Origin of the sequence: Actinopolyspora sabaoui, from assembly GCF_051225635.1 — a bacterium.
In the GTDB taxonomy this organism is placed as follows: Bacteria; Actinomycetota; Actinomycetes; order Mycobacteriales; family Pseudonocardiaceae; genus Actinopolyspora.
On the sequence record NZ_JBMIHH010000002.1, the window covers coordinates 182,429 to 204,379 of the forward strand.

Consider the following 21,951-nt stretch of genomic DNA (forward strand, 5'->3'; position numbering starts at 1 on the left):
ATGACGGCCAGCTTACTGAGCACTATCACCAGTCCCCAGCGACTCAAGGAACTGAAACCGGAGCAGCTGGACGGACTGGCCACCGAGATCAGGGAATTCCTCATCGACAGGGTCGCTCGCCTCGGCGGGCACCTCGGCCCGAACCTGGGCGTCGTCGAGCTGACCATAGCGCTGCACCGGGTCTTCGACTCGCCCGAGACCCCGATCGTGTTCGACATCGGTCACCAGGCATACGTCCACAAACTCTTCACAGGCAGGCAGGAGGCCTTCGGCTCGCTGCGCAAGGCGAGCGGGCTGTCCGGTTATCCACTCCGCACGGAGTCCGAGCACGATCACGTGGAGAACTCGCACGCCTCCACCGCGCTGTCCTACGCGGACGGTCTGGACAAGGCACGTCGTGTACTGGGAGAGACCGACGACCCGGTGGTCGCCGTGATCGGCGACGGTGCGTTGACCGGCGGATTGGCCTGGGAGTCGATGAACAACCTGGGCAACGGCGCCGGACGAGTGGTGGTCGTGCTCAACGACAACTGCCGTTCGTACGGCCCCACGGTGGGCGGGATCGCCGAGCATCTGGCCGAGCTGCGTGCGGGCACGCAGCACGGACCGAATCTGTTCGAGGTTCTCGGCTTCGCCTACAGCGGACCGGTGGACGGGCACGACATCGCCGCCACCGAACGGGCACTGCGACACGCGGCGGAGCTGAACAGCCCCGCGGTGGTGCACTGTGTCACCGAGAAGGGGCGGGGTTACTCCCACGCGGAGAACGACGTGGCCGACCGGATGCACGGCATCGGGCCCATAGACCCCGAGGCGGGAACCCCACTCGCCGCCTCGGCACCGAACTGGACCAAGACGTACGGCGCGGAGCTGACGAAACTCGCCGAGGAACGCCCCGATCTCGTGGCGGTGACGGCGGCGATGCTGCGCCCGGTGGGGCTGCTCGAGTTCGCCGAGCGGTTCCCGGAGCGGGTGTTCGACGTGGGCATCGCCGAACAGCACGCCGTCACCAGCGCGGCCGGGCTCGCCATGGGTGGGCTGCACCCCGTGGTCTCGCTGTACGCCACGTTCCTCAACCGTGCGGTCGACCAGATCATGATGGACGTGGCGTTGCATCGGCTGCCGGTCACGTTCGTGCTGGACCGCGCCGGAATCACCGGACCGGACGGCCCCAGCCACCACGGCATGTGGGACCTGGCGCTGCTGGGCACGGTCCCGGAGGTCCGGGTGGCGGCGCCGCGGGACGCCACCCGGCTGAGCGAGCTGCTGCGCGAGGCGGTCTCGATCCAGGACGGCCCGAGCGCGTTGCGCTTCCCGAAGGGGAGCGTGGGTGCCGACATTCCCGCCCTCAACCGCATGGACGGGTTGGACATCCTGTTCCGCAGCAGGTCCCAGCCGCTGGACGTGCTGCTCGTCGCCACCGGAACGCTGGCGGGAACCGCCGTCGAGGCGGCGAACACCCTCTCGGAGCAGGGGATCGGTGTGACGGTCGTGGACCCGCGCTGGCTGTTGCCGGTGTCTCCCACCCTGGTACACCTCAGCTCCCGGCACCGGCTGGTCATCACCGTCGAGGACGGGGTGCGCAGCGGGGGCGTGGGCGCGGCACTCGCACAGTCCTGCACCGAGGAGCGCGTGGCCACGCCGGTACACAACCTCGGACTGCCGCGTTCCTTCGTGGACCAGGGCGATCGCGGCGGACTGCTGGCCGAGAACGGTCTCAGCGCCGATGCCGTCGCCGAACGCGCCCGAACGCTGCACGACGAACTCGGGAACCGGAACCAGACTCACTTGGAAGGAACCCCCCATTGACACAGGTGGCGCTCGGCATGCCGACAACTCCCCCGCCCGTGCTTTCCGAACGTCGCAGGACCCGCCAGCTGCGGCTGGGTCCCGTCGGAGTCGGCAGTGACCACCCGGTCTCGGTGCAGTCGATGACGACGACGAACACCACCGACATCAACGGAACCCTGCAGCAGATCGCGGAGTTGACCGCCTCGGGCTGCGACATCGTGCGCGTCGCGTGCCCGACCGCCGACGACGCAGCGGCGCTGCCGGCGATCGCCCAGAAGTCGCAGATCCCGGTGATCGCCGACATCCACTTCCAGCCGAAGTACGTCTTCGCGGCCATCGAGGCCGGATGCGCCGCCGTGCGGGTCAATCCGGGCAACATCCGCAAGTTCGACGATCAGGTCAAGGAGATCTCCAAGGCGGCCAAGGACCACGGCACCCCGATCCGCATCGGTGTCAACGCGGGCTCGCTGGACAAACGTCTGATGGAGAAGTACGGCAAGGCCGTGCCGGAGGCGCTCGTCGAATCCGCGTTGTGGGAGGCCTCGCTGTTCGCCGAGCACGATTTTCACGACGTCAAGATCTCGGTCAAGCACAACGATCCCGTGGTGATGGTGCGGGCCTACGAACTGCTGGCCGAGCAGTGCGACTACCCGCTGCACCTCGGTGTGACCGAGGCCGGTCCCGCCATGCAGGGCACGGTCAAGTCGGCCGTGGCCTTCGGTTCGCTGTTGCGGCAGGGCATCGGCGACACGATCCGCGTCTCGCTGTCGGCCCCGCCGGTGGAGGAGGTCAAGGTCGGTACCCAGATCCTGGAGTCGCTGAACCTGCGGCCGCGCAAGCTGGAGATCGTCTCCTGCCCGTCCTGCGGCCGAGCGCAGGTGGACGTCTACAAGCTCGCCGACGAGGTCAAGGCCGGTCTGGACGGCATCGAGATGCCGCTGCGGGTGGCGGTGATGGGTTGCGTGGTCAACGGCCCCGGCGAAGCCCGGGAGGCCGACCTCGGGGTCGCCTCGGGCAACGGCAAGGGACAGATCTTCGTCAAGGGCGAGGTCATCAAGACCGTGCCCGAGAGCCAGATCGTGGAGACCCTGATCGAGGAGGCCCTGCGGCTCTCGGACAGCAGCGAGGAGTCTGGCGAACCGGTCGTCAGCGTCTCCTGATCGAAGTTTCCCGCTCGGGTTGGGGAAGTGCTCGCTCGGCGGAACCTTTCCCGGCCCCGAATGCGCGGCGATTTCGCGAGAAATCGCCGCGCGCGGCTCGGGAACCGCCTCACGACCTCGGGCTTCCCCTCCGGAACCGGGGTCGTGGGCGGCTCGGAGGAGGGTGGTGGAGGAACATGGTCGTTCGGCCGATCCGGCGATGACGGGCCGGCCCTCATCATCGAGGGGTGACCGATTCAACCGCACCCTCCAGGACGGGGGCATCGACCACCACTCCCCCACACACCGCCTCGTCCACCTCGCGAGCCGGACGCCTGGTGGGCATCGACATCGCTCGTGGCCTGGCCGTGCTGGGAATGTTCGCCGCGCACACCGTGCCGTCAGGTTGGCTGTACACGCTGGTCTCGGGGCGTTCCGCGGCGCTGTTCGCCGTGCTGGCGGGTGTGTCGATCACGCTGCTCGGCGGCGGCACCGAACCACACGGTGGGCGGAGCGGAACGGCCTCGGCCGTGCGGATCGCGGTGCGGGCCGCGGTGCTGTTCGTGCTCGGCCTGGTGCTGGCCGGCATGCAGGTGCCAGCCCTGGTCATCCTGAGCTTCTACGGTGTGCTGTTCCTGCTCGCCATCCCGCTGCTGCCGCTGCGGGCCACCTGGCTGGCGGTGCTGGCAGCGGCACTCGCCGCGGTGGCCCCGCTGGTCTCCTTCCTGGCCCGGAGCGGCATGGCCACCCCGAACCGGCTCCGATACACACCGGAGCTCGCCGACTTCACCTCGCTCGAAGGGGTGGCGGACGCCTTTCGGATCATCGTGCTCACCGGCGCTTATCCCGTCTTGACCTGGATTCCGTTCCTGCTGGCTGGTATGGCGCTTGGCCGTCTCGGGCCACGCGGGCGCGGAGGGCCGACGGTGGCGTTCGGGATCGGGCTGGCCCTGCTCGGCTACGGTGTCTCATGGCTGGCCCTGCACGTCTTCGGCGATTTCGAGCGGTTCGTGGGGGTCTACCGGGGAACGGTTCCCACGCGGGATCCGGTCTATCTGCTCACCGCCGGGGCGCACAGCGGAACTACCTTCGAGATCATCGGCGCCACCGGTGTCGCTCTCACCGTGATCGGGCTGTGTCTGTTCGTGGAGCGGCCGCGCACCCTGCTCTTCCCGATCGCCGCGGTCGGCGCGCTGGCGCTGACCTCCTACGCGGGGCACCTGCTGGTGCTGGGGGCGTTCGGATCCGAGGTGCTCGCGGAGCTGAGAGGCGAAAGCCCCTACACACTGTGGCTGGTGCTGGCCGTGGGTGCGCTGCTGTGCGCCGCGCTCTGGCGCCGGTTCCTGGGGCGCGGCCCGCTGGAACGGGTGCTGCACCGTCTTTCCGCCGTCGTCGAAAAGACGATCGTGCGGGGAAACCCGACAACTACGGAAAACTCCACATCCGAATAGCCGAACGGCTTCACGGCGTGGCAGGCTGTTTCCAATGCGCGAACACGACGAAACGGGTGCGGCCGCGGACTCGGAAGCGGGTGGGCTCGACCCGTACACCCCGAACATCGCCCGCATGTACGACTACTTCCTGGGCGGCTCGGCGAACTTCGTCGCCGACCGCGAGGCGGCCGAACAACTGCTGCGGGCGTTTCCAGGAAACGTGGAGTGGACCCACATCAACCGGGCCTTCCTGGGCCGCGCCGTCCGCGTCTGTGCCGAGGCGGGAATCGACCAGTTCCTCGATCTGGGTTCCGGGATCCCCACCAAGGGGAACGTGCACGAGATCGCCCAGCAGGTGAACCCGGCCGCTCGGGTGGCCTACGTCGACATCGAGACCATCGCGGCCAACCACGCCCGGCAGCTGCTGGCCGACGATCCGCTCTGCACCATGACCCAGGCCGACATCACCGACCCTCAGGCCGTGCTGAACGCTCCCGGCGTGACCGAGCTGCTGAACTTCGACCGTCCCGTGGCCGTGCTCGCCGTGGCGATCCTGGACATCCTCGACCTCGATGATCCGGCTGCGCTGATGGCGCGGTACCGGGATGCCTGCGTGCCGGGCAGCGCGCTCGCGATCTCGAACTCCGCGATGCTGGACATCTCGGAGGAGGAGATCGACGGGGCGCAGGAGGTTTTCGAGACCACCACCACCCCCACGCTGCGGACCCGGACCCACGAGGAGGTCCTGGAGATGTTCGCGGGGTACGGACTGCTCGACCCCGGTGTGGTCCCCAGCGCGCAGTGGCGCCCGGACGAACCGGTGTCCGAGGAGTACGCGGCACGCAGCAACGCCTACGCCGGGGTCGGCATACTGCGGTGACCGAGGCGCGTTGCGCCCGCTGGGGAAGCGAGCCGGATGAAGCTCGGGCGTGGCGGATCGGGATTCGGTCCGCTTCGTCTCCGGGAAAGGTCGGATCGGCTCGCGGCAGCCGAGTCCGTTCGGTGAGAGTGATCCCGTCGAGTTCCGGAAGCTCATCGAGCTCTTCGCCCCGAGGCCCGGCCCGGTGCGGTGAAGCTCACCGTTCGATCCCCCTGGAAACGTCCGCTCCCACTCGTGCTGAGCCGCTTCGGCGGTTGCTCGGATTGCGCTCGAGTTCGGTGCGTCCGCCCCAGACGCCGTAGGTCTCGCCGACCGCTTGCGCGTGGTTCAGACACAGCTGTCGTACCGGGCAGTCCTGGCAGATCGACTTGGCGATGCGCTGGCGCCGCTCCCGGTCGCTGCGGGTCTCGCCATCCGGAGCGAAGAAGATGTTCGGATCCGCCCCACGGCAGGAGGCATGGAGCTGCCAGTTCCAATGTCGGTCCACCGGGCGCGGTACCGGGCCGTTTCCGGCGCTGGTGAACCGCCCGGATACGTACGGTGTCTGCGAACTCGGGGATAAGTCACTGTCGGGTCTGACCAACGTGGTCGTGTCCTTTCCGAAGTCGGACAGGACCACGCGAACCCGAGTTGAGCACGAATCGGTCGAGAGAACAGCCGAGCGCCGTGGACGGCTCGGAACGCGGCATCCTGTCCGGATGCCGTGCCGGCTGACTGCTCAACCGGTTTCATCCTAACCGAGCACGGCGAGAGGACCCCCAATGGACAAACACCGACCGGTTTGCTCATGGCTTTATCGGCGACGATCACGCTGACCACCCTGACGCTGCTCCTTGCCGCTACCTCGCCGTCGGACTCCTTGTTGCCCGCTCCGGTGACTTGGGCCCTGGTACTCGTTTCGACCGTTCTGCTGCTCATTTGTCTGGTCGAGCTGGCCCGGCGACGCCTACGTAGCACCGGCCGACGGAAACCGCGGGGACAGCACGACTAACCGGCGAACCGGTTCCCCAGCCTGCGCAGCCGACTCGCGATCTCCTCGCAGGTGTCCAGCGTGAACTCACCGCCCAACGCCGCCACCACGGCGACGTACTGCGTGACCAGCTCCGGCGACTCGGCGCTGAGCCGCACCACGCACCGCTCCGCGCCGTCCTCCCTGATCTCACCGGGGATCGGTCCGAAGACTCCGGCGCGCACGGTCTCGGCTGGTAGTCGCACGACCATCCGCGCGGTGTAGCGGTAGGAGGCGGTCGCGAACGAGCTCTTCAGGTAGCTCGCCGCGTCCGGCGCTGGTAGGCGGCGCGAGGGACAGGACCGATGCGTGCGGGTGGGTCGCTCGATGCGGTCCACCCGGAAGGTGCGCCAGTCGGCGCGGTCGGGGTCGAAGGCGAGCAGGTACCAGAGCTCGTGCACGGTGACCAGGCTGTGCGGCTCGACGCGTCGAGCGCTCGGCGTGTCGTGGCGGTCCCGGTAGTCGAAGGAGACGATCTCCCGGTCCCGAGCGCAACCGGCCAACACCGCCATCACGCCCGCATCCACCGAAGTCTGCTCGCCGCGTTCGACCGCGGTGCTCGTTTCGGCCAGCGCAGCCAACCGGGGGCGCAACCTGGTGGGCAGCATCCGTTCGAGTTTGGCCAGCGCACGCATCGAGCTCTCCGAGATACCCGTGACGGCGCTGCCACTTGCCCGCACGAGTCCCACCGCGACGGCGACGGCCTCGTCGTCGGTCAGCACCAGCGGTGGCAGCCGCTCACCGGAGGCGAGCCGGTAACCACCGGCGGTGCCGGTCGTGCCGACAACCGGGTAGTCGAGGGCGCGCAGCCGGTCGATGTCACGGCGCACGGTCCGCCGGGTGACTCCGAGCCGCTCCGCGAGCTCGGCACTGGACCACTCCCGCCTGCTCTGCAGCAGCGCGAGCAATCGCAGTATGCGCGCGGGCATGTCACCGCGCACCTGTTCCGGTTCCACGTTTTCCAGTCTGCCGTCGTTCGCGGACACCAGCTGTCCGCGACGGTTCGTAGCGTGCCGACATGACCGACATGACGAACCCGAAACCGACCGTTGACGCACTGCGCCACCACCTCCATGGGCCGGTAACCACACCGACGGACAGCGGTTACGACCGTTCCACGACCGGCTTCCAACTACTCGATCCGCACCGCCCCGATGTGGTCGTCGAGACCACCGACGAACGCGATGTGCGCACCGCGGTCGAGTTCGCCGCCCACTCCGGAAAACGATTGGCCGTGCAGGCCACCGGCCATGGGCGCGGCACCGCGCTGCGCGGTGGGGTGCTGCTCGACACGCGGCGGATGTCGGGAGTCCGAGTCGATCCGCGAGCGCGCACGGCGTGGATCGAGGCGGGCGCCGACTGGCAACGGGTGATCGAGACTGCGGCGCCGCACGGCTTGGCACCGCCCTCGGGCAGTTTTCCCGGGGTGGGCGCGATCTCCTACACCCTCGGTGGCGGGGTGGGGCTGCTCGCCCGCCGCCACGGCTTCGCCGCCGACCACGTGCACCGCCTCGACGTGGTCACCCCGGACGGGGCGCACCGCCGGGTGACGGCTTCCGATGAGCCGGAGCTGTTCCGGGCGCTCCGTGGCGGCGGTGGCGACTTCGGAGTGGTCACCGGTGTGGAGATCGGGCTGCTGCCGGTGGAGCGGATCTACGGCGGTGGGCTGTTCTTCGACCTCGCACGGGTACCCGAGGTGTTGCGCGCCTGGCGGGACTGGACCGGCACCGTTCCGGAGGAGATGACCTCGGCGGTGACGATGCTGCCCTACCCGGACGTTCCTGGAGTTCCGGAGTCGCTGCGCGGGCGGCACGTGGCACAACTACAGTTCAGCTACCTCGGGGCCGCCGAGGAGGGCGAACGACTGGTCGAGCCGTTGCGTGGCCTGGGGGAACCGCTGGGTGACACGTTGCGCGAACTGCCGTACTCCGAGTCCGGTGCGGTGTTCGACGAACCGGAGCAGCCACACGGCTACCGGGGCAGGAACCTGCTGCTCGACAATCTCGGCGACCGGGAGCTGTCCGATCTGGTCGAACGCACCGGCCCGGAGGAACCGGTGATGTGCGTGACCGGCATCCGGCACCTCGGCGGCGCGCTGGCCCGGGAGTCGGAGGTTCCCGACTCGGTCGGACACCGTACTGCCGGGTTCTCGCTGGGGGTGCTGTCGCCGCTCGAACCCGGTTCGGGTGAGGAAGAGGTCCGGAAGCCGCACGACGAGGTGCTGGCGCCCTTCGAGGCGCGGGCACTCGGGCACTCGCTCAACTTCAGCTACGGCTCCCTCGAACCGGAACGGGTACGCACCGCCTTCGACCCGGCCACGTACCGGCGGCTCGCGGAGCTGAAGGCCTACTACGATCCGGACGCTCTGCTGCACACCAACCACCCGATACCGCCGCTGAAGACGGAGCGGTGAAACCCGAGTCGGGGTGCGGTACGGGACAGCTGCCGTCGTTCAGTTGTCCTCCCTCGTCGGTTCTGGGGCGGAAGAGGTCGTCGCTGCCGCCCGCGAATCTCGCGAGAAATCGACGGGGTGCTCGGTGCCGGCTGGTTCTGGTGTGGTCGGGAGCCAGGTTCGTGCCTCATTGCGGCGTTCCTTGCCGCGCAGGGCTTCGTCGAGGTCGATGTCGAAACGGTTGGCGATGGCGCAGAGATAGATGAGGACGTCGGCGAGTTCACCGCCGACGCTGCCCGTTGCCGATCCGGGATCGATCGCGAGGCCGGAGCGCTCGCGGATGGCCTTGCACAGCTCGCCGTACTCCTCGCCGAGTTTGAGGGACTGCTCCAGCACGGTGCTGTCGGCGAAACCGCGTTCGGTTTCCATCTCGGTGACGTAGCACTGGATCTCGGCGAGCCTCGCTTCGGCCGGTAGCGGTCGCATCGTGGTCCTTCGGGGTCGCGGGGTGGGTGCGGACGCGATCGGTGCTCCCGGCGGGAACGCGCTCGCGGGTGGCACGATAGCGAGCGTCCGGGACGCGAGAGCTGGTTCGCAGTGGTATTCGTGACGAGGCTCGGTGTCAGCCGAGGTGGTGAGCCACCACCGCCGCGACAGTGAGCTCGATCGTGTGAACTCCGGTGAGGAGCAGACCGACGAGGATGGGCCAGGTTGGTCGCCATCCGGCGAGGTGGAGTCCTCCCACGCCTGTCCACCACAGCAGGCAGGCCAGTGTGGCGAAGAAAGCGTGGAGTTCGATGTTTGGTTCGTCGGGGTGGGTGATCGTCGAGACGAGGGACAGGTTCAGGACGACGGTGATCCAGCCGCTGTAGGCGAAATCCGCTACGGCCAGCCCGGTTCCGGTGCATTCGCGCAGCAGGATCGTGGTGGTCGGGCAGAGTCGGGGCATGGCGGTGGGTCCTGCTCGGTTCGATGGTTCGGTATTTCGGTGGTGTGGTGTTTGAACCCCCGGCCGGGGGTGGGAGCGGCCCTTTCCCGGCCGGGGTGGTGCCGCGCCGGCCCGGAGAAGGGAGCGGCCGGCGCGGCACCGGCCTGGGGTGTGCACCGTTGGGCGGTGTCAATTTCGCGAGAAATTGACACCCCGGCAGCGGCGATTTCGCGGGAAATTGACGGGGTGGGGGTGTCAATTTCCCACGAAATTGACGGTGTGGGTGGCCCCGCACGGCGGTGTGCGGGGCCGAGGCGGGCGCGTGCCGGAGTGTCGGGGGTTTCACGGCACGCGCCCGGGTCAGGGGTCAGGCCGCTTGGCGGAGACCGTCGTTGAAAGTCCTCACTGGACAAGGACTGGCGGTGGTGTCCTCGGCAGGCTCGTCGGGATCAGCGACAGGCCGGCCCGGCTCGGTCGTCGGCCAGTCCTGCTCGGTGACGGGCCAGCCCGGTTCGGTGTCGCTGTGGATGATCCGCAGTGAACGCAGCCGAGGCAGGTACGGCGGCAGGTGCCCGATGGTGTGCAGGCAGGCGTCGCAGACCGACCGGTCGTCCTCGTCGGGCGGACTGTTGGTGGCCCGGCTGCGGTAGGGGCCGCGGCGGGACAGGTGCCCGCACAGCGCCCGCACCCCGTGGGCGTGGGCTTCGGTGTTGGCGGGGCAGGCGTGCCAGCGGGACTCGAACACGCTGGAGAACCAGGCGTGCCCACTACTGGTGTTCAGTGGTTCGGTCCCCACGCCAGCCGCGCCAACAGCAGCACGAGCAGCGCCAGCAGCAGCACCGCGATCTCGAACTCGGACACGGCCCCTCCCGGGAACACGGCGTTTGGTGAGCAGGTGGCGTAGGGCGAGCAGCAGCAGGGTCAGCGTCACGAGGACCACCCCGCTCTGGCACCGATGGCCTCCTCCAGCGCGTCCCGCAACTGCCGCGCCTCGGCGAGCGTGAACAGCGAGGCAGCGGCCGGGGCAGGCGCGAGGATCGCGATGCCCTGAGCGGTGGGTTTGAGCCGCAGCACGGTTCGGCCGTGACGCTGCTGACGGCACGGAACCACCGACCACTCCGACACACCGTCCACAGCGGCCGAAACATCGAGCTCGGCCAGCTCGCGAAGCCACGGCTCGTAAAGATTCGTCGGACTCGGCGGATAGGGATCACTGGCGGCGAGCAGATACTCGGTGCACACCCGGCAGTAGTGGTGCCACCCGCCCAACACCCGCTCCGGCGGGTGCGGGGCGAGTTCGACCGCCTGCCCGCAGAAACACGCCACGAACCCTTGACCCGCACGAGCGCTGGCCTCGCTTATGGAAGGCGCGGTGGCATGAATCGTCCCGGACTCCGTGCCGGTCACGAACCGAGGCGGCGGCACGGACGACTCAACCAGCGACGGCATGACGCACCACCCGCCCCCGCCGACCCGACCCCGCCATCGCCCAGCAGCACTGCGCACACAGCTCGGGATCGGCTTCGGGCTCGGCGAACGGCGTGATCTCGCCCAACCCCAGATAAACCTGACACAGCGACAGCACCCACGAGGCCGTGTACTCGTCCGGGTGATACTCGATCGCATGCAACCGAGGCAGCTGGCCAGACCGGTGGTCGGCCTCGGTCGCGGCCAACACCACAAACACCAGGCTGCGCGGAAACAACGAACCCACCTCACACCACCTCGTTAATTTGGAGCGAATGAGGAAGGAGCTCGGTATGCAGCACGAACGAGTTCCTTGGTGCTTGCACGTGCCTCATGCCGCTAAAGCGTACTTCTCTTATCTGTCTGCAACTTCTCACGTGTTGCACCTTCTCAAGAGGAAGTGAAACTTCTCAATGCCTCGTTCGGGGGATCTCCTGAATGACTGTCGGACTCGTAGGCTGTTCACATGGCCAACACACCGAGGGCGCGAACGCTGGGCAAAGAGCTGCGAGAGCGTCGGGAACAGCGCGGGTTGTCCTTGGTAAGTACGGGTGCCGCTGTCGGCTGGTCCAAAGCGAAGGTCAGCCGCGTTGAACGTGCTGAAACCGGCATTACCGAAGCGGACGTATCAGCGCTTCTTGTCGCGCTCGGTGTCACAGGGGACGAGCGTGAGCAGCTGCTCAAGATGGCGAGAGAACTCGATCAGCCGGCTTGGTGGGAAGCGAACCGAGGACTTCCCAATGTTCTGACCGGGTTGATCGACGCGGAACAACGCGCGACGAGGATCACCGAGGTCGCTCCGCAGTTGGTTCCCGGCCTGTTGCAGACGCGTGCCTACACGCGAGCAGCGCTGGAAACAAGCCAAACAGATCGCATCGGTGAGGGAATCGCGGTTCGGCTGACCAGGCAGGAGATCCTGGAGCAGGACCATCCGGTCGAACTGATTGTGTATCTGGACGAGACCGTGCTCATGCGCCCCGTGGGAGGCCACGGGGTGATGTCGGAGCAACTCCGCTATCTCGAACACGCGGCGAAGCGATCCAATATCACTATCCGCGTTCTCCCGCTGTCTCTGGGAATCCACGGCGGTGTGGATGGGCAGTTCACGGTCCTGGAACTGTCGAACGGCGATGTCAACGTCCACGCCGAAGCCATCAACGCCGGGTTTATCCTGGACTCGGCTGAAGACGTGTCACCCTTTCGAGCGTTGCTCGGCAGGTTAGACCCACAGGCATTGAGCCCTACGGACTCGATGCAGGTCATCGCGGAGTACGCAGCGCAACACGATAAACAGGAGAACCAGTGAGCGAGTTCGCCAACTGGCGTAGATCCAGTCAAAGCGGTACTGGAGGAGGCAACTGCGTCGAGGTCGCCCAGAACCTACCGGGGACAGCTCTCCTCCGGGACAGCAAGCTCGGCACCGACAGCCCCGTCCTCGCGGTCTCCCCGCACCGCTTCACCGCCTTCCTCGATGCGATCAAAAGCGACCGCCTCGACGGCTGAAACACCGCCGTGAAGTCCCGCCCGATGCGCCATCGGGCGGGACTTTTCATGCCTCTCTTTATGATGCAGCGGATGCCGCTTCGCTAAGATCGAACAACTCGACGACGAAGCTCTCACGTACGCCTGGATCCTAACGTGGATTCAAGCAGTGCACATCCTCGCCACAAAAGTACTTTAAACAGTTTCAAAGAAACGTTTGTTGGCCACCTTGATCATCTTCGCGGCTATCGCGCGAGAGGGTCCGAGGATAGCGAACCTTTCGGTCCTTTTTCTGCGCTGGCCATCGGATGCCGATGTCGCGAAGGTACTGTGAGCGAGCAACCTTGCCCATCAGGATACGGTCAAGTAGGTCACTTTGGTGAGTTTCCAGATCTACCAGTTGGGTAAGCACAGCAAGTAGCTCGATCAGTTCGATGGTCCACTCGTGTGGCCAGGATTCCTGGTTTATATTATCTAGAGGACTCGTTTTCTTACCTCCCGGTGTGGATTTCCGGTAATTGAACCAGGATCGAATAACGTTCTTGCCGCCGACACTGTATTCCCACACCCCTGGCTCCACTGGCCCCCAAACACCTTCTCCGAGGTGGAGTGTCCGTCGCTCCTCTGTGTAATGCAGGGTATTCGGCATGGCCGAGACCGCTACCAGTTCCTTGGGAATCCGGTTTTCATCGAGGCCAGCTTTGACTTTCCCCTTGGGCCGTCCCGCTGTTGTATCGTCAAATATCTCGCCGTAGGTGTGCAGCCACACAATTTGACGCCCTAGTGTGACGGCCTCCTGCCACAGATCCGCATCCAGAGTGATCGGTATTCGAATTCCGGGTGTAGTCAATTCATCAGAAAAACGCGTGGTAAAATCAGGATGGGCTACGACAGCGGCAACGTAAGCTATGACGTCTTCCGACTCTATCTGATTGAGGTCCAGAATCTCGGCCAGAGCCTCCTTGAATTTCGGAGCCAGGTTAGCTGAACCATCTGGATGAAACAGAGGAAGGGCGCGGCCACCACGATTGTTGAAGTGATGCAAATCTGGCAATAGAGAAGTGAACACGAGGCCAGGTCCATCACTGATCTCATGAGAGTGCTGTTCCACCACAAAAACTTGTCCGGCCATTCGACTGGCCCAGAGATCTCGACGTGGCATGTCAAGAATTCGATTGTCAGGGATCAACCATTGCCGATCAAAGGAACGGTAACCGACTCGTATGGGGGTTACATCTTTATCTGATTTCTCATCGTCGACAGGAATGCTTGAGTCTGTCGTGTCGCTACCGGGAAGTGGCGGCTTTACTGAGCTCGTTTTCCTGTCTCGGGTCTCCTTGAAGAAGTTTTCCTTCGTCTCTTGGTCATCTTCGGCTATCAGGGTGCGCCAGCGCTGACGCAGCACTTCTCGAGAGGGAGCGTAGGGCCACCCCCTGTTGCCTGTCACACCTGGCGATGTCCAGGGAAAAATATCGGACAGGGCTGGATAATCATCCCAATTCGAGTCGGCGGCTGGCGTCAGTGGGGCTTGCCACGAGGTGCGGACTTCTCGCCAGTTCGAGCTGTCCAGATCCAAGGAGGCCAGCGCTTCGCGCTTCTCATTGCGGTGACCATGCAGCTCGGTGTAGCGAATAGTTGCCGGGACTGATGGGTCGGCGTCAGGCTGGCGGACGAAAAGTGCGATAGCGATCGGCTGCTGCACACCGGGAAAGAGACGGGTTGGGACATCAGGGCGATGCCCTTCTGGCGTGACATTGATGATCCAGCCTTCGGAGGCTGTGCGACGAAGGTACTCCCGCATCCCAGTAAATCCTGGGCCACGGAGGAAGCCATTGAGTGTGATGAAACAGACGACTCCGGAGCTGTCGTCCTCGTGAGCATCGAACACCTTCCAAGTTGCCCAGCGCCAGAAGTACACGTAGAGGTTTTTGAGATTGTGGGAATGCGCGCTAGCGCTGGGCGCCTTGAAGTCGTCGAGCGGTACCCACGGATTCTGCTTGGAGTGACGCGTACTTTCTTGACCTGATTCCACCCAACCGCCGCTTCCTTCAGCCCGCTCTCGATAGGGTGGGTTTCCGATGACAACGGTGACCGGCGTGCGGGCCTTGACCTCGTTGGCCCTGCGACGCGAAGCCGAGATGACCCTGAACGCAGAACCCAGTTCAGCGATATCCGCGTAGGGATCGTCCAGCGTGTTCGTGACGTACGTACGCATCCCGTTCGGGGGCGAATTCGCCTCGTACTTGCGTAGCAGATCTGTCGTACGCAGCTCCGCAACAGCGTACGGCCCCATCTGGAGTTCAAAACCTGCCACACGTCCCGCAAATTCCTCGATAATGCCGCGCGCCACCCCGGTCCGTTTTCAGCTACTGCCGCGCGTGCCACCTTCTCGATGATCGTGTGCAGGTACGTTCCGGTCCCCATCGCTGGATCCACGGTCATCACATCAGGGTCAGCGAAAGCCCTAGTTTTGTCGAGCCGCGTGATGAGTACGTCCTCAGTGAGACGAATCATTTCCTCGACTACCTCACGGGGCGTGTAATAAACACCCGACTCTTTCCGAAGCTCCGGATCGTAGGCATCCAGGAAGTATTCATACAGGTAAAGATAAGTGTCGAACTCCCCACTCCGCACTGACTCCCAGCGGACCGCGTCGATCACCCGCACGAGCAGATTGAGCGTAACTTTAAAATCACTCGCAATATTCTGAGTCAGCAACTGCAAAGATCTCCCCATGAGGGAGTGCTCTTCGCCAAGACGCTGTCCCACGTCGTGCAGTGATCCATCTGTGAGCGAGATGCCTTCTGTCCGTGCGAGTAGCAGGGCGAAAGTAACGGTCTGTGCGTAGCCGTCGGCGAAAGTCCTGTCATTGGCCTGTGGGAACAGGAGCTCACGCCAGTCGCGGGCGAGCCCCAAGAAAAGCTGCTGGTCTTTGTCAGCACCTTCCTTGATCCGCCGACGTTCGATGGAGAGCTGGTCCTGAACTTCTGAACGCAGCAGGCGCGTGAGTGGGGCAACAGCTCGCACCAGTGATTGCACACTGGTTACTGGTGCTGGTCGCCACCGAAGGAACTGCGTCAGCAGGTGTTCGATAGCCCCATCAGGTGCGAGAGAAGTACCAGCTGACTTCAACGGCCCACCTTGCAAGAAGGCTGGCTCTCCCTGTTGTTGTCCGTCGCGCCAGAGCCGCCACTCGGTGCCATTGGTGTAGAGCAGGTTGGGAAGATCCTGCTGACGCCGCCATTGCTGCAGGTCATGGCCGCGGAACGCCTCTGGGTCGATGGAGCACCCAGGCTTTTTAACCTCAATGTATCCGGTAATCACACCATCGACGCTGATCGCATAGTCCGGACGTACACTACGGTCCGCGTCGCGGACCTCGTCGTAAGGGACCACAGTCAGGCCGAGCTGACCACCGAAGCCAGCAAGAAAAGACTCTATAGGCGCGCGGATGGCGGCCTCGCGATCACCGGGACCCGCAAGTTTGTCTTTGCACGCTGAGCCAAACGTAGCAACTATGTCCGCCAACCAAGTCGGCCCAGCGTTCGACTCCATCCCTAGTGACTCCTTCATACGGTGACGATCGAATTCGTGACCGAGCCTAACTGTTCTAACTCGTGAGGTTGAGTTGCTACTGGCAACGACTGATACAGTTTGCCCAAAGCTAGGTAACGGCACTGACTGTCGCGGTCACTGTGTCACGTCGTACCTTTCCTTCTGCTCTTCCACCATGTCCACGACCGGCTACAGCGCGACTGGTTCGCCGCAGTCACCGTCTCGGTAGAACCGCCATGGGCAAGATCCAGTCGATGCGTGCCGCAGTGCTGTTCGCAACTCACCGAGCCCGAGAAGGAGTGGGGAGGCCGCGCCAGAAGGGAACTGACTCCTCAGCGGTCACCAGGGCGTCTTTGAGGCTGGCCGGACGAACATTCGTCTCGGCTAGCTGGCCCAACGGCACCCAGTGGAATTCGAGATGTTCCTCCTGGCTTGTCGGTTCCGGAACATCGAGGGTCACGCCGAACAGCAGGTTGAGTTCGTGGTGTGCGATCTCGTTCTCGGTGTAGCCGTGCTCGACGGCACCGACGAATCCGGTGATCTCGGCTGTCGTCCCGAGCTCCTCGGTGATCTCGCGGCGCAGCGCGGCCTCGATGTGCTCGCCGGGTTCCACATGGCCACCGGGCAGAAACGACCACGCCTTCCCGATCTGACGCGCCAGCAGGAGGTGCTCGTCCCGACGGATGACAGCTCGGGCGATGAGTTCGGTGGCGGGAATGTCCATGGTAATCCTTCGTGTCAGTGGAGGACCGTAGTGTCGCTGGCATGTCGGTCGAGGACGTTTCCGCAGAAGAAGTCGCGGCGGCGGTGGAGCAGCTTCTACCGGAGGACGCTCCGGTCCAACCTGTGGCTGCCTTCCACAAAGGTCACCGCCATCTGTCCTGGGTACTCTCGTCCGGGAACGCCCGGTTTATAGGCAAGGTCGCACGGTATCCGGTTGATGCGGAAACCATGCAGCAGCTCACCGAACAGCAGCGTCTCCACGCCTGTGGTGCTGCGGTCCCTCGGTTGCGGGCGTTCGACACCAGCCGGAAGCTGGGAGGACGACTTGTCGTGGTTGTGGACTATCTGCCCGGTTGGGACGCGGAAGAAGCACTGCCGAACCTGACGAACGATCGTGCACTCGAAGCGATCGAGGACGCAGGACGAGCGGTCGCACAACTGCACCAGATTCCTGCCAACGCGTTCGGTGTCCCGGGGACAACGACCGGTGTGTCGAACTGGGGTGACTACGTATCCGCACAGACCGAGATCCTGGAACGGGCCTATCAACACACTGGCGGTGTCGATGAACTGATACGAGCTGGACTGGATCTGGTAAGGCGGCTTTCCGAGGACGTCTCCCCCGCCGTGTGGCCGTGTGTGGCGCACCTCGATGTCTACCTTCCGAACCTGCTTCTCGATGAGCTGGGTAGGTTTCGGGCATTGCTCGATCTCGAGCACGTGCGGTGGGTGGACCCCGCGATGGATTTCGTAAAACCCCGCATGTGGATCTTCGATGAGCTGCCGCACCTGGCGGAGCCGTTTCTGGCAGGGTACGGGTCCGTGGCAGGCCGACCTCCCCGCTGGGAACAGCGGCTTTCGGTAGCCACTGGACTAGAATTGCTCACCGGCGTTGAGTACTGGACCAGAGCGCGAGCAGCCGGTATGCGTGCGGACTACCTACAACGATTGAAGAATTGGGTTCGTGAGGTAGGGACGTAAGGTGCGTGGGCTATGGCGGAGTGCTGATCAGCTCACACACCCGTCTGGCATGGGTGTCCCAGTCTTTGTCGTCACTGTCGATGATGTGACACGGCAATGGCGAGGAGTACGCCCACTCCAGAAGTCGTCGCTGCAGGCGATCGAGGCATAGAGCACGTTCCCGGTCGTCGGTGCCGAACCGCTGGAGATAGTCGCCCCACTTGGTACCTCGATAAGCTCGGGTGGAGACCAGGCACTGGTTGAGAATCGCGGTGGTCGGCACCCGCAGCACCACGAGTCGCACTCCGAGGTCGGCCAGTCGCTGTTCGTGGCTCCAGAGCTGATCACGGTCGACAGGCAGTTCGTAGAGGGGGAGATCGAAGCCCACTCCTTCGAGCAGGCAGATGGGTGTCCACTGAAATGCGAACCGGTGCGTGGGCAACGTGCTCGCCTGGAAGCGCTGGTCCAGATCCTCCAGAAAACAGGTGAGCACATCGAGCCATCGCAGCAATTCCGCGGTCTGATCGTGTCTGTTTCCGACTCGGTACGTGTGGGTGGTGATCGTCGCGGCCTGAGGCATGGTCACGAGCGTGTGGCATCCATCATGGTCGAGGCGGTTCAGCACACGCTGGAATATCGATGTTTTGCCCGCTCCCCAGATTCCGGCGAGCACGCAACCCCTCATGCGGGTACTCCTTCCGCGATCGCCGTAGCGAGTTCACGGAGTTCTGCGGGATCCTTCCACGAGAGCGAGCGCGTTGGGACCTCTGCGCGGAGGTGGTGCCAGATACACCGGTGCGATGCGCCGTACACACCATGTCCGAGCTGCGGTCGAAGCTCCAACCAGTCGTGGGCGAAGGGATCGTCTTTTCCGAGATCGAGCTGGCTAGCCAGCGTCGTCGAATCCGGGACGCTCACGCACTCATGAGAACGACGAAGCAACACGATCCGTGCGAGCGGAGCGCTCGAAACCGTCGAGCACCCCATGACGTTGTCGATTTCCGAGGGAGTGAGCTCGATCTTGCCGTTCACCTGTGCCGCCCCTCGGGAGAGCCGACTGAGATTCACAGCGGAAAGCGCTAGGGAATCACGCATTCCCTGGGGAGTGATACGCCAGGCCAAGGGTATGCCGGTAACTGCCCACTCACCGACCCCTTGGGGAACGAGAACGGTCCGATCGTTGGCCAGTGGACGAGCATCGTGGTGCTCGACGAGATGGGTCAAAACGGTGGTTTTGCCCGCCCCGGCATGGCCACCGATGAGGATCGTCTCTCCGTGGAGCTGTACCGCGCCAGCATGAGCTACATGTCCACCGCGTGCTTCGCCGCCGCGCATCATGAGTTGGCGAACGACGCGAATGGCGATAGTGGCAGCCACTTCGTGAGTCTCGGCGGTGATGTCAATGTGACGATTGTTGATCTCGATGACGTGTGACTCGTCGCCCCGTGGAATCAGCAGCTTATGACCCGGTTCCGTCCAGAGGCAGTAACGCTGTTCCGGATGGCTGGCCTGTTCCTGATGGGGCGCGGTTCCACGATGGTTTCGTTGAACGAATGCCATGTGGGTTCTGTCCCGACGAGCACGGATACGGAACTCGAAGGGCCGGACTGGTGCAACACGGTACGGGGTCAGGTACAGGTTCATGATCTTCAGAACGTCGCCGGGAGCATCCACCACACACGTGCACGTACCGAGATCGAATACGGTAGAACTCATCAGTTGTTCGTCTTTCTCGGAAAGCGGCTCATCCGCAACAACCAGTAAGGCTCGCCAGGAGCGGTCCAACTCGGTTCAGGGAGGGCGTTGTGAGCGGCGTGTTCGGACATCCACCTGGGCAAATGCGGTGAGTTGTTTCGAAGGGGAATGTCGCTTTCGCGAGTGTCGTAGTCGTGCCAGGTTCGCATTTTCTCGACCAGTTTGGCCCCGATGCGCTGCCAAGACAGTTCGTTCTCGGCACATCGGCGCCCCTGTTCGCCGACAAGACGCAACGAGCTCGGCTGGCTGACAAGTTCGTGTATCCGTTGGGGCCATGTCGGCAGGTCGTCATTGACAATCACACCCGGTCGATCGGGGGGTAGCCCGGTGACGGCCTCACTCGTGCCGAGTACCGGAAGTCCGGCTGCCAGGTAGTCGAGAACCTTCATCTTGGCGCCCGAGCCAGCGCTCAACGGTGCCAGCGCCAATGTGGTTCCCCGTAGCGCGGTGTTGACTGAGGGTACTCGGCCGAGGTGGACGATGTCGCTCGCGCCGTGATCCAACTCGCTCGGCCCGTTCCCGATGATGCGTGTGCGTATCGGTGTGCCGAACTCGCGCAGCGCAGGGGTGAGATGGTCCCTGATGAAGGTGACTGCCCGCCCGTTCGGGGCGTAGTGCAGATTACCGACGAAGGTCAGTGTCGTGGGCTCAGAAGTCGGACCCCACCGGATATGGTGCTCCGCGTGGGCACCATTGGGGACCAATGCGGTTTTCCCGGAAGCGATTCCGTGCCGGTGGACCAACTTCGCCTCGTTGTGGGTCGAAACCAGAACGCGGTCACTGGCTTGCAAGGCACCTTGTTGGGCGGATGCGTGTCGCCTGACGATCTCCGCAGGCTCTCCCAGCGAGGCGGCGACCTCGGCATCGTCATCATGGACGTCGTAGACCAGTTGAGCTCTGAGGAGTTGGGCGAGCTCATCACCGAACGTCAGAATCGCTTCGGCCTCACAAATCACGAGAAAGTCGGGGTTCGTGGACACAACGTCTGCCAGAAGAGCAGGCTTGTAGAAGTCCGCGGGATGTACCAGCGCTGTTGTTATCGTCCAGTCCGCTGCTCGCCCGTAGTCCGCGCCGCGATCGCACAGCAGCAGTGTCACCTCGGCACCACCATGGGCAGCGGACTCTGCCAACGCCAGCACTCGGGCGGGCGTGCCAGCCAGGGCACGGCCACGCCAGATATTGGGGCTGTCCAGCAGGAAAATCAGATTGAGTCTGTTCATGATGCCCCTCGCACGAGACCGAGTCCGTCATCGTGCGTCGCTACTGTTCGTCGGAGTCCTTCTAGCACGGGGATACGGGGCCACCAGGGCAAAAGCTCGCGGAGTTTGTCCGGTGCCGCCAGGCAGGTCTGGCGAGGAGTGCGACGTTTCCGGGTCTGATCGGTGCGAACTTCGAATCGACGTCCTGTCAACTCGGCGAGGGTGTCGACGAGGTCCAGCACTGACGTGGTGTGACCGGTACCAATGTTGACCACGGTGGTAACCGAGTTTTCCAGTAGAGCCTGCATTGCCTCAGCTGCGTCCTCGATGTGTACGAAGTCCCGCTTCGCATCGAGCTCCCCGAGATGCAGCATGTTGCCTTCACGGGCTTGTCTAATGATCTCTGGAATGAGATGAGGGTGCGGATCGTGAGGGCCGTAGAGATTGAACAGTCGTGCGACAACGATCTCGCATCCGGTGATGCGGCCAGCCTGATCGCGCAGGAGGGACTCTCCGAGCAGCTTGGAATTTCCGTAAACACCACGAGGCTTCAATGGGTCGTCTTCGGTGTGTTTCCTACAGCTCGGCTCGTAGACATCAGCGGTGGAGGCAAACAGGAAACGACGGGGTGGGTATTCGACACACGCATCGAGCAAGTGCTGCGTGCCCAGCACGTTCACCTCCAGGCACTCAGCAGGAAAGGCTTCGCAGACAGGGATGAAGTGACGGGCTGCCAGATGGATCACCGCCCACGGACGGAACTCGGCCATCACGCGCATCAGCGATACGCGTTCGCGAATGTCGAGTTGCCGTACGTAAAGATCCGGATCCGGTGACAGCGCGCGAAGTCTGTTCAACGTGTCGACGCTGCCGTCGTCGAGAGCCAGTACCCGGTGCCCGGCGCGACGCAGGCGCCGTACTACCGGCGCACCGAGAAAACCTGCTGCCCCCGTGACCAACACGGTACGGTTCGGTTCGGACTTATTAAGCACTGATGACCTCCGAAACGGGCTGAACGTGCTTGGATACCGGAGTGCCCGGCCACGACGAGTCGGCTGTCAGTTCGGGGTACTGGCGCTTTCTCCGACCGGGCACGCTGCGACACAGCCCTGGGAAGACTGCATCGCGCGGGACTCCACGATCGTCCTTTCGCCGAAACGAAAGGCGATCTATGGAGCCTTCCTCCGAACGAGAATCACGCTAAAACACCCAAGAACGCGTGGAGTGACAGTAAATTG

23 protein-coding genes and 1 pseudogene are annotated in these 21,951 nt (G+C 64.2%); 10 read left to right on the plus strand and 14 right to left on the minus strand.

The genetic code is table 11. From position 1 onward, the window contains the following. The 4 genes from ACOQFL_RS03315 to ACOQFL_RS03330 all read left to right on the plus strand — a co-directional run bounded on the left by ACOQFL_RS03315 (position 1) and on the right by ACOQFL_RS03330 (position 5,243). The gene (locus ACOQFL_RS03315) at positions 1-1,809 is read left to right on the plus strand and encodes a 1-deoxy-D-xylulose-5-phosphate synthase (RefSeq protein ID WP_435542614.1); all 1,809 of its coding nucleotides are present in this window, start codon (positions 1-3) and stop codon (positions 1,807-1,809) included. Between the two features lie 17 nt (positions 1,810-1,826). Then, positions 1,827-2,951 carry a flavodoxin-dependent (E)-4-hydroxy-3-methylbut-2-enyl-diphosphate synthase gene (gene ispG, locus ACOQFL_RS03320; RefSeq protein ID WP_435542915.1) on the plus strand — a complete coding sequence of 375 codons (1,125 nt, stop codon included), beginning with the start codon at positions 1,827-1,829 and terminating at the stop codon, positions 2,949-2,951. 227 nt (positions 2,952-3,178) lie between these two features. After that, complete coding sequence (locus ACOQFL_RS03325; protein ID WP_435542615.1) at positions 3,179-4,381, plus strand: DUF418 domain-containing protein; 1,203 nt, start codon at positions 3,179-3,181, stop codon at positions 4,379-4,381. Positions 4,382-4,415: 34 nt separating this feature from the next. Further along, complete coding sequence (locus ACOQFL_RS03330) at positions 4,416-5,243, plus strand: SAM-dependent methyltransferase (protein ID WP_435542616.1); 828 nt, start codon at positions 4,416-4,418, stop codon at positions 5,241-5,243. A 196-nt stretch (positions 5,244-5,439) separates the two neighbouring features. Here the strand turns inward: ACOQFL_RS03330 and ACOQFL_RS03335 are convergent, their stop codons facing one another. Beyond that, entirely contained in the window at positions 5,440-5,730 is a 291-nt protein-coding gene (locus tag ACOQFL_RS03335; protein WP_435542617.1) for a WhiB family transcriptional regulator, read from the minus strand. A 300-nt stretch (positions 5,731-6,030) separates the two neighbouring features. Here ACOQFL_RS03335 and ACOQFL_RS03340 point away from each other — a divergent pair, with 300 nt between their 5' ends. Next, entirely contained in the window at positions 6,031-6,234 is a 204-nt protein-coding gene (locus tag ACOQFL_RS03340) for a hypothetical protein (protein WP_435542618.1), read from the plus strand. Here ACOQFL_RS03340 and ACOQFL_RS03345 read toward each other — a convergent pair. After that, positions 6,231-7,181, minus strand: a complete 951-nt coding sequence (locus ACOQFL_RS03345; RefSeq protein ID WP_435542916.1) for a helix-turn-helix transcriptional regulator — start codon at positions 7,179-7,181, stop codon at positions 6,231-6,233. The genes ACOQFL_RS03340 and ACOQFL_RS03345 overlap by 4 nt on opposite strands. Positions 7,182-7,279: 98 nt before the next feature. On the opposite strand from ACOQFL_RS03345, the gene ACOQFL_RS03350 reads away from it, so the two are divergent. Beyond that, complete coding sequence (locus ACOQFL_RS03350) at positions 7,280-8,665, plus strand: FAD-binding oxidoreductase (RefSeq protein ID WP_435542917.1); 1,386 nt, start codon at positions 7,280-7,282, stop codon at positions 8,663-8,665. Between the two features lie 39 nt (positions 8,666-8,704). Here the strand turns inward: ACOQFL_RS03350 and ACOQFL_RS03355 are convergent, their stop codons facing one another. The 5 genes from ACOQFL_RS03355 to ACOQFL_RS03375 form a co-directional block, all read right to left on the minus strand. Beyond that, complete coding sequence (locus tag ACOQFL_RS03355) at positions 8,705-9,130, minus strand: MazG nucleotide pyrophosphohydrolase domain-containing protein (protein WP_435542619.1); 426 nt, start codon at positions 9,128-9,130, stop codon at positions 8,705-8,707. A gap of 136 nt (positions 9,131-9,266) precedes the next feature. Continuing rightward, positions 9,267-9,593, minus strand: a complete 327-nt coding sequence (locus ACOQFL_RS03360) for a hypothetical protein (protein ID WP_435542620.1) — start codon at positions 9,591-9,593, stop codon at positions 9,267-9,269. A gap of 346 nt (positions 9,594-9,939) precedes the next feature. Beyond that, complete coding sequence (locus ACOQFL_RS03365; RefSeq protein ID WP_435542621.1) at positions 9,940-10,368, minus strand: hypothetical protein; 429 nt, start codon at positions 10,366-10,368, stop codon at positions 9,940-9,942. A gap of 131 nt (positions 10,369-10,499) precedes the next feature. Then, positions 10,500-11,021: a hypothetical protein gene (locus tag ACOQFL_RS03370; protein WP_435542622.1), complete on the minus strand. Its 522-nt coding sequence runs from the start codon at positions 11,019-11,021 to the stop codon at positions 10,500-10,502. Beyond that, positions 11,005-11,286 carry a hypothetical protein gene (locus ACOQFL_RS03375; RefSeq protein ID WP_435542623.1) on the minus strand — a complete coding sequence of 94 codons (282 nt, stop codon included), beginning with the start codon at positions 11,284-11,286 and terminating at the stop codon, positions 11,005-11,007. Before ACOQFL_RS03375 ends, ACOQFL_RS03370 begins: the two co-directional genes overlap by 17 nt. 219 nt (positions 11,287-11,505) lie before the next feature. Here ACOQFL_RS03375 and ACOQFL_RS03380 point away from each other — a divergent pair, with 219 nt between their 5' ends. Both ACOQFL_RS03380 and ACOQFL_RS03385 read left to right on the plus strand, forming a co-directional pair. Beyond that, positions 11,506-12,345 carry a helix-turn-helix domain-containing protein gene (locus ACOQFL_RS03380; RefSeq protein WP_435542624.1) on the plus strand — a complete coding sequence of 280 codons (840 nt, stop codon included), beginning with the start codon at positions 11,506-11,508 and terminating at the stop codon, positions 12,343-12,345. Next, positions 12,342-12,542 carry a DUF397 domain-containing protein gene (locus ACOQFL_RS03385; protein WP_435542625.1) on the plus strand — a complete coding sequence of 67 codons (201 nt, stop codon included), beginning with the start codon at positions 12,342-12,344 and terminating at the stop codon, positions 12,540-12,542. Before ACOQFL_RS03380 ends, ACOQFL_RS03385 begins: the two co-directional genes overlap by 4 nt. Positions 12,543-12,726: 184 nt before the next feature. Here the strand turns inward: ACOQFL_RS03385 and ACOQFL_RS03390 are convergent, their stop codons facing one another. Both ACOQFL_RS03390 and ACOQFL_RS03395 read right to left on the minus strand, forming a co-directional pair. Then, positions 12,727-14,871 carry a type ISP restriction/modification enzyme gene (locus ACOQFL_RS03390; protein ID WP_435542626.1) on the minus strand — a complete coding sequence of 715 codons (2,145 nt, stop codon included), beginning with the start codon at positions 14,869-14,871 and terminating at the stop codon, positions 12,727-12,729. 89 nt (positions 14,872-14,960) lie between these two features. Next, positions 14,961-15,257, minus strand: a pseudogene (locus ACOQFL_RS03395) (N-6 DNA methylase); the annotation flags it as partial. Between the two features lie 429 nt (positions 15,258-15,686). Here ACOQFL_RS03395 and ACOQFL_RS03400 point away from each other — a divergent pair. Further along, on the plus strand, positions 15,687-16,022 hold the full coding sequence (locus tag ACOQFL_RS03400; protein ID WP_435542627.1) for a hypothetical protein: 336 nt from the start codon (positions 15,687-15,689) through the stop codon (positions 16,020-16,022). 334 nt (positions 16,023-16,356) lie between these two features. Here ACOQFL_RS03400 and ACOQFL_RS03405 read toward each other — a convergent pair whose 3' ends face one another. Further along, the gene (locus tag ACOQFL_RS03405; protein ID WP_435542628.1) at positions 16,357-16,800 is read right to left on the minus strand and encodes an NUDIX domain-containing protein; all 444 of its coding nucleotides are present in this window, start codon (positions 16,798-16,800) and stop codon (positions 16,357-16,359) included. A 41-nt stretch (positions 16,801-16,841) separates the two neighbouring features. Between ACOQFL_RS03405 and ACOQFL_RS03410 the strand changes: the two genes are divergently transcribed. Further along, positions 16,842-17,780 (plus strand): phosphotransferase family protein, encoded by a 939-nt coding sequence (locus ACOQFL_RS03410; protein WP_435542629.1) that lies wholly within the window; start codon positions 16,842-16,844, stop codon positions 17,778-17,780. Positions 17,781-17,790: 10 nt separating this feature from the next. On the opposite strand, the gene ACOQFL_RS03415 is transcribed toward ACOQFL_RS03410, so the two are convergent. The 4 genes from ACOQFL_RS03415 to ACOQFL_RS03430 all read right to left on the minus strand — a co-directional run bounded on the left by ACOQFL_RS03415 (position 17,791) and on the right by ACOQFL_RS03430 (position 21,705). Continuing rightward, positions 17,791-18,339, minus strand: coding sequence for a hypothetical protein (locus ACOQFL_RS03415; protein ID WP_435542918.1), 549 nt, complete (start codon positions 18,337-18,339; stop codon positions 17,791-17,793). 101 nt (positions 18,340-18,440) lie between these two features. Then, the gene (locus tag ACOQFL_RS03420) at positions 18,441-19,475 is read right to left on the minus strand and encodes a hypothetical protein (RefSeq protein ID WP_130468333.1); all 1,035 of its coding nucleotides are present in this window, start codon (positions 19,473-19,475) and stop codon (positions 18,441-18,443) included. Beyond that, the gene (locus ACOQFL_RS03425) at positions 19,475-20,734 is read right to left on the minus strand and encodes a glycosyltransferase (protein ID WP_435542630.1); all 1,260 of its coding nucleotides are present in this window, start codon (positions 20,732-20,734) and stop codon (positions 19,475-19,477) included. The genes ACOQFL_RS03420 and ACOQFL_RS03425 overlap by 1 nt, the downstream gene beginning before the upstream one ends. After that, on the minus strand, positions 20,731-21,705 hold the full coding sequence (locus tag ACOQFL_RS03430) for an NAD-dependent epimerase/dehydratase family protein (protein ID WP_435542631.1): 975 nt from the start codon (positions 21,703-21,705) through the stop codon (positions 20,731-20,733). The genes ACOQFL_RS03425 and ACOQFL_RS03430 overlap by 4 nt, the downstream gene beginning before the upstream one ends. Between the last annotated feature and the right edge of the window lie 246 nt (positions 21,706-21,951).

What these genes read in the sequence shown, in the direction of transcription:
- ACOQFL_RS03415 (WP_435542918.1), bottom strand. Translation starts at nt 18,339, where the DNA reads ATGCCTCAGGCCGCGACGATCACCACCCACACGTACCGAGTCGGAAAC.
- ACOQFL_RS03350 (WP_435542917.1), top strand. Translation starts at nt 7,280, where the DNA reads ATGACGAACCCGAAACCGACCGTTGACGCACTGCGCCACCACCTCCAT.
- ispG (WP_435542915.1), top strand. Translation starts at nt 1,827, where the DNA reads ATGCCGACAACTCCCCCGCCCGTGCTTTCCGAACGTCGCAGGACCCGC.
- ACOQFL_RS03410 (WP_435542629.1), top strand. Translation starts at nt 16,842, where the DNA reads ATGTCGGTCGAGGACGTTTCCGCAGAAGAAGTCGCGGCGGCGGTGGAG.
- ACOQFL_RS03380 (WP_435542624.1), top strand. Translation starts at nt 11,506, where the DNA reads ATGGCCAACACACCGAGGGCGCGAACGCTGGGCAAAGAGCTGCGAGAG.
- ACOQFL_RS03330 (WP_435542616.1), top strand. Translation starts at nt 4,416, where the DNA reads ATGCGCGAACACGACGAAACGGGTGCGGCCGCGGACTCGGAAGCGGGT.
- ACOQFL_RS03360 (WP_435542620.1), bottom strand. Translation starts at nt 9,593, where the DNA reads ATGCCCCGACTCTGCCCGACCACCACGATCCTGCTGCGCGAATGCACC.
- ACOQFL_RS03370 (WP_435542622.1), bottom strand. Translation starts at nt 11,021, where the DNA reads ATGCCGTCGCTGGTTGAGTCGTCCGTGCCGCCGCCTCGGTTCGTGACC.
- ACOQFL_RS03355 (WP_435542619.1), bottom strand. Translation starts at nt 9,130, where the DNA reads ATGCGACCGCTACCGGCCGAAGCGAGGCTCGCCGAGATCCAGTGCTAC.
- ACOQFL_RS03345 (WP_435542916.1), bottom strand. Translation starts at nt 7,181, where the DNA reads ATGCCCGCGCGCATACTGCGATTGCTCGCGCTGCTGCAGAGCAGGCGG.
- ACOQFL_RS03425 (WP_435542630.1), bottom strand. Translation starts at nt 20,734, where the DNA reads ATGAACAGACTCAATCTGATTTTCCTGCTGGACAGCCCCAATATCTGG.
- ACOQFL_RS03340 (WP_435542618.1), top strand. Translation starts at nt 6,031, where the DNA reads ATGGCTTTATCGGCGACGATCACGCTGACCACCCTGACGCTGCTCCTT.
- ACOQFL_RS03405 (WP_435542628.1), bottom strand. Translation starts at nt 16,800, where the DNA reads ATGGACATTCCCGCCACCGAACTCATCGCCCGAGCTGTCATCCGTCGG.
- ACOQFL_RS03420 (WP_130468333.1), bottom strand. Translation starts at nt 19,475, where the DNA reads ATGAGTTCTACCGTATTCGATCTCGGTACGTGCACGTGTGTGGTGGAT.
- ACOQFL_RS03315 (WP_435542614.1), top strand. Translation starts at nt 1, where the DNA reads ATGACGGCCAGCTTACTGAGCACTATCACCAGTCCCCAGCGACTCAAG.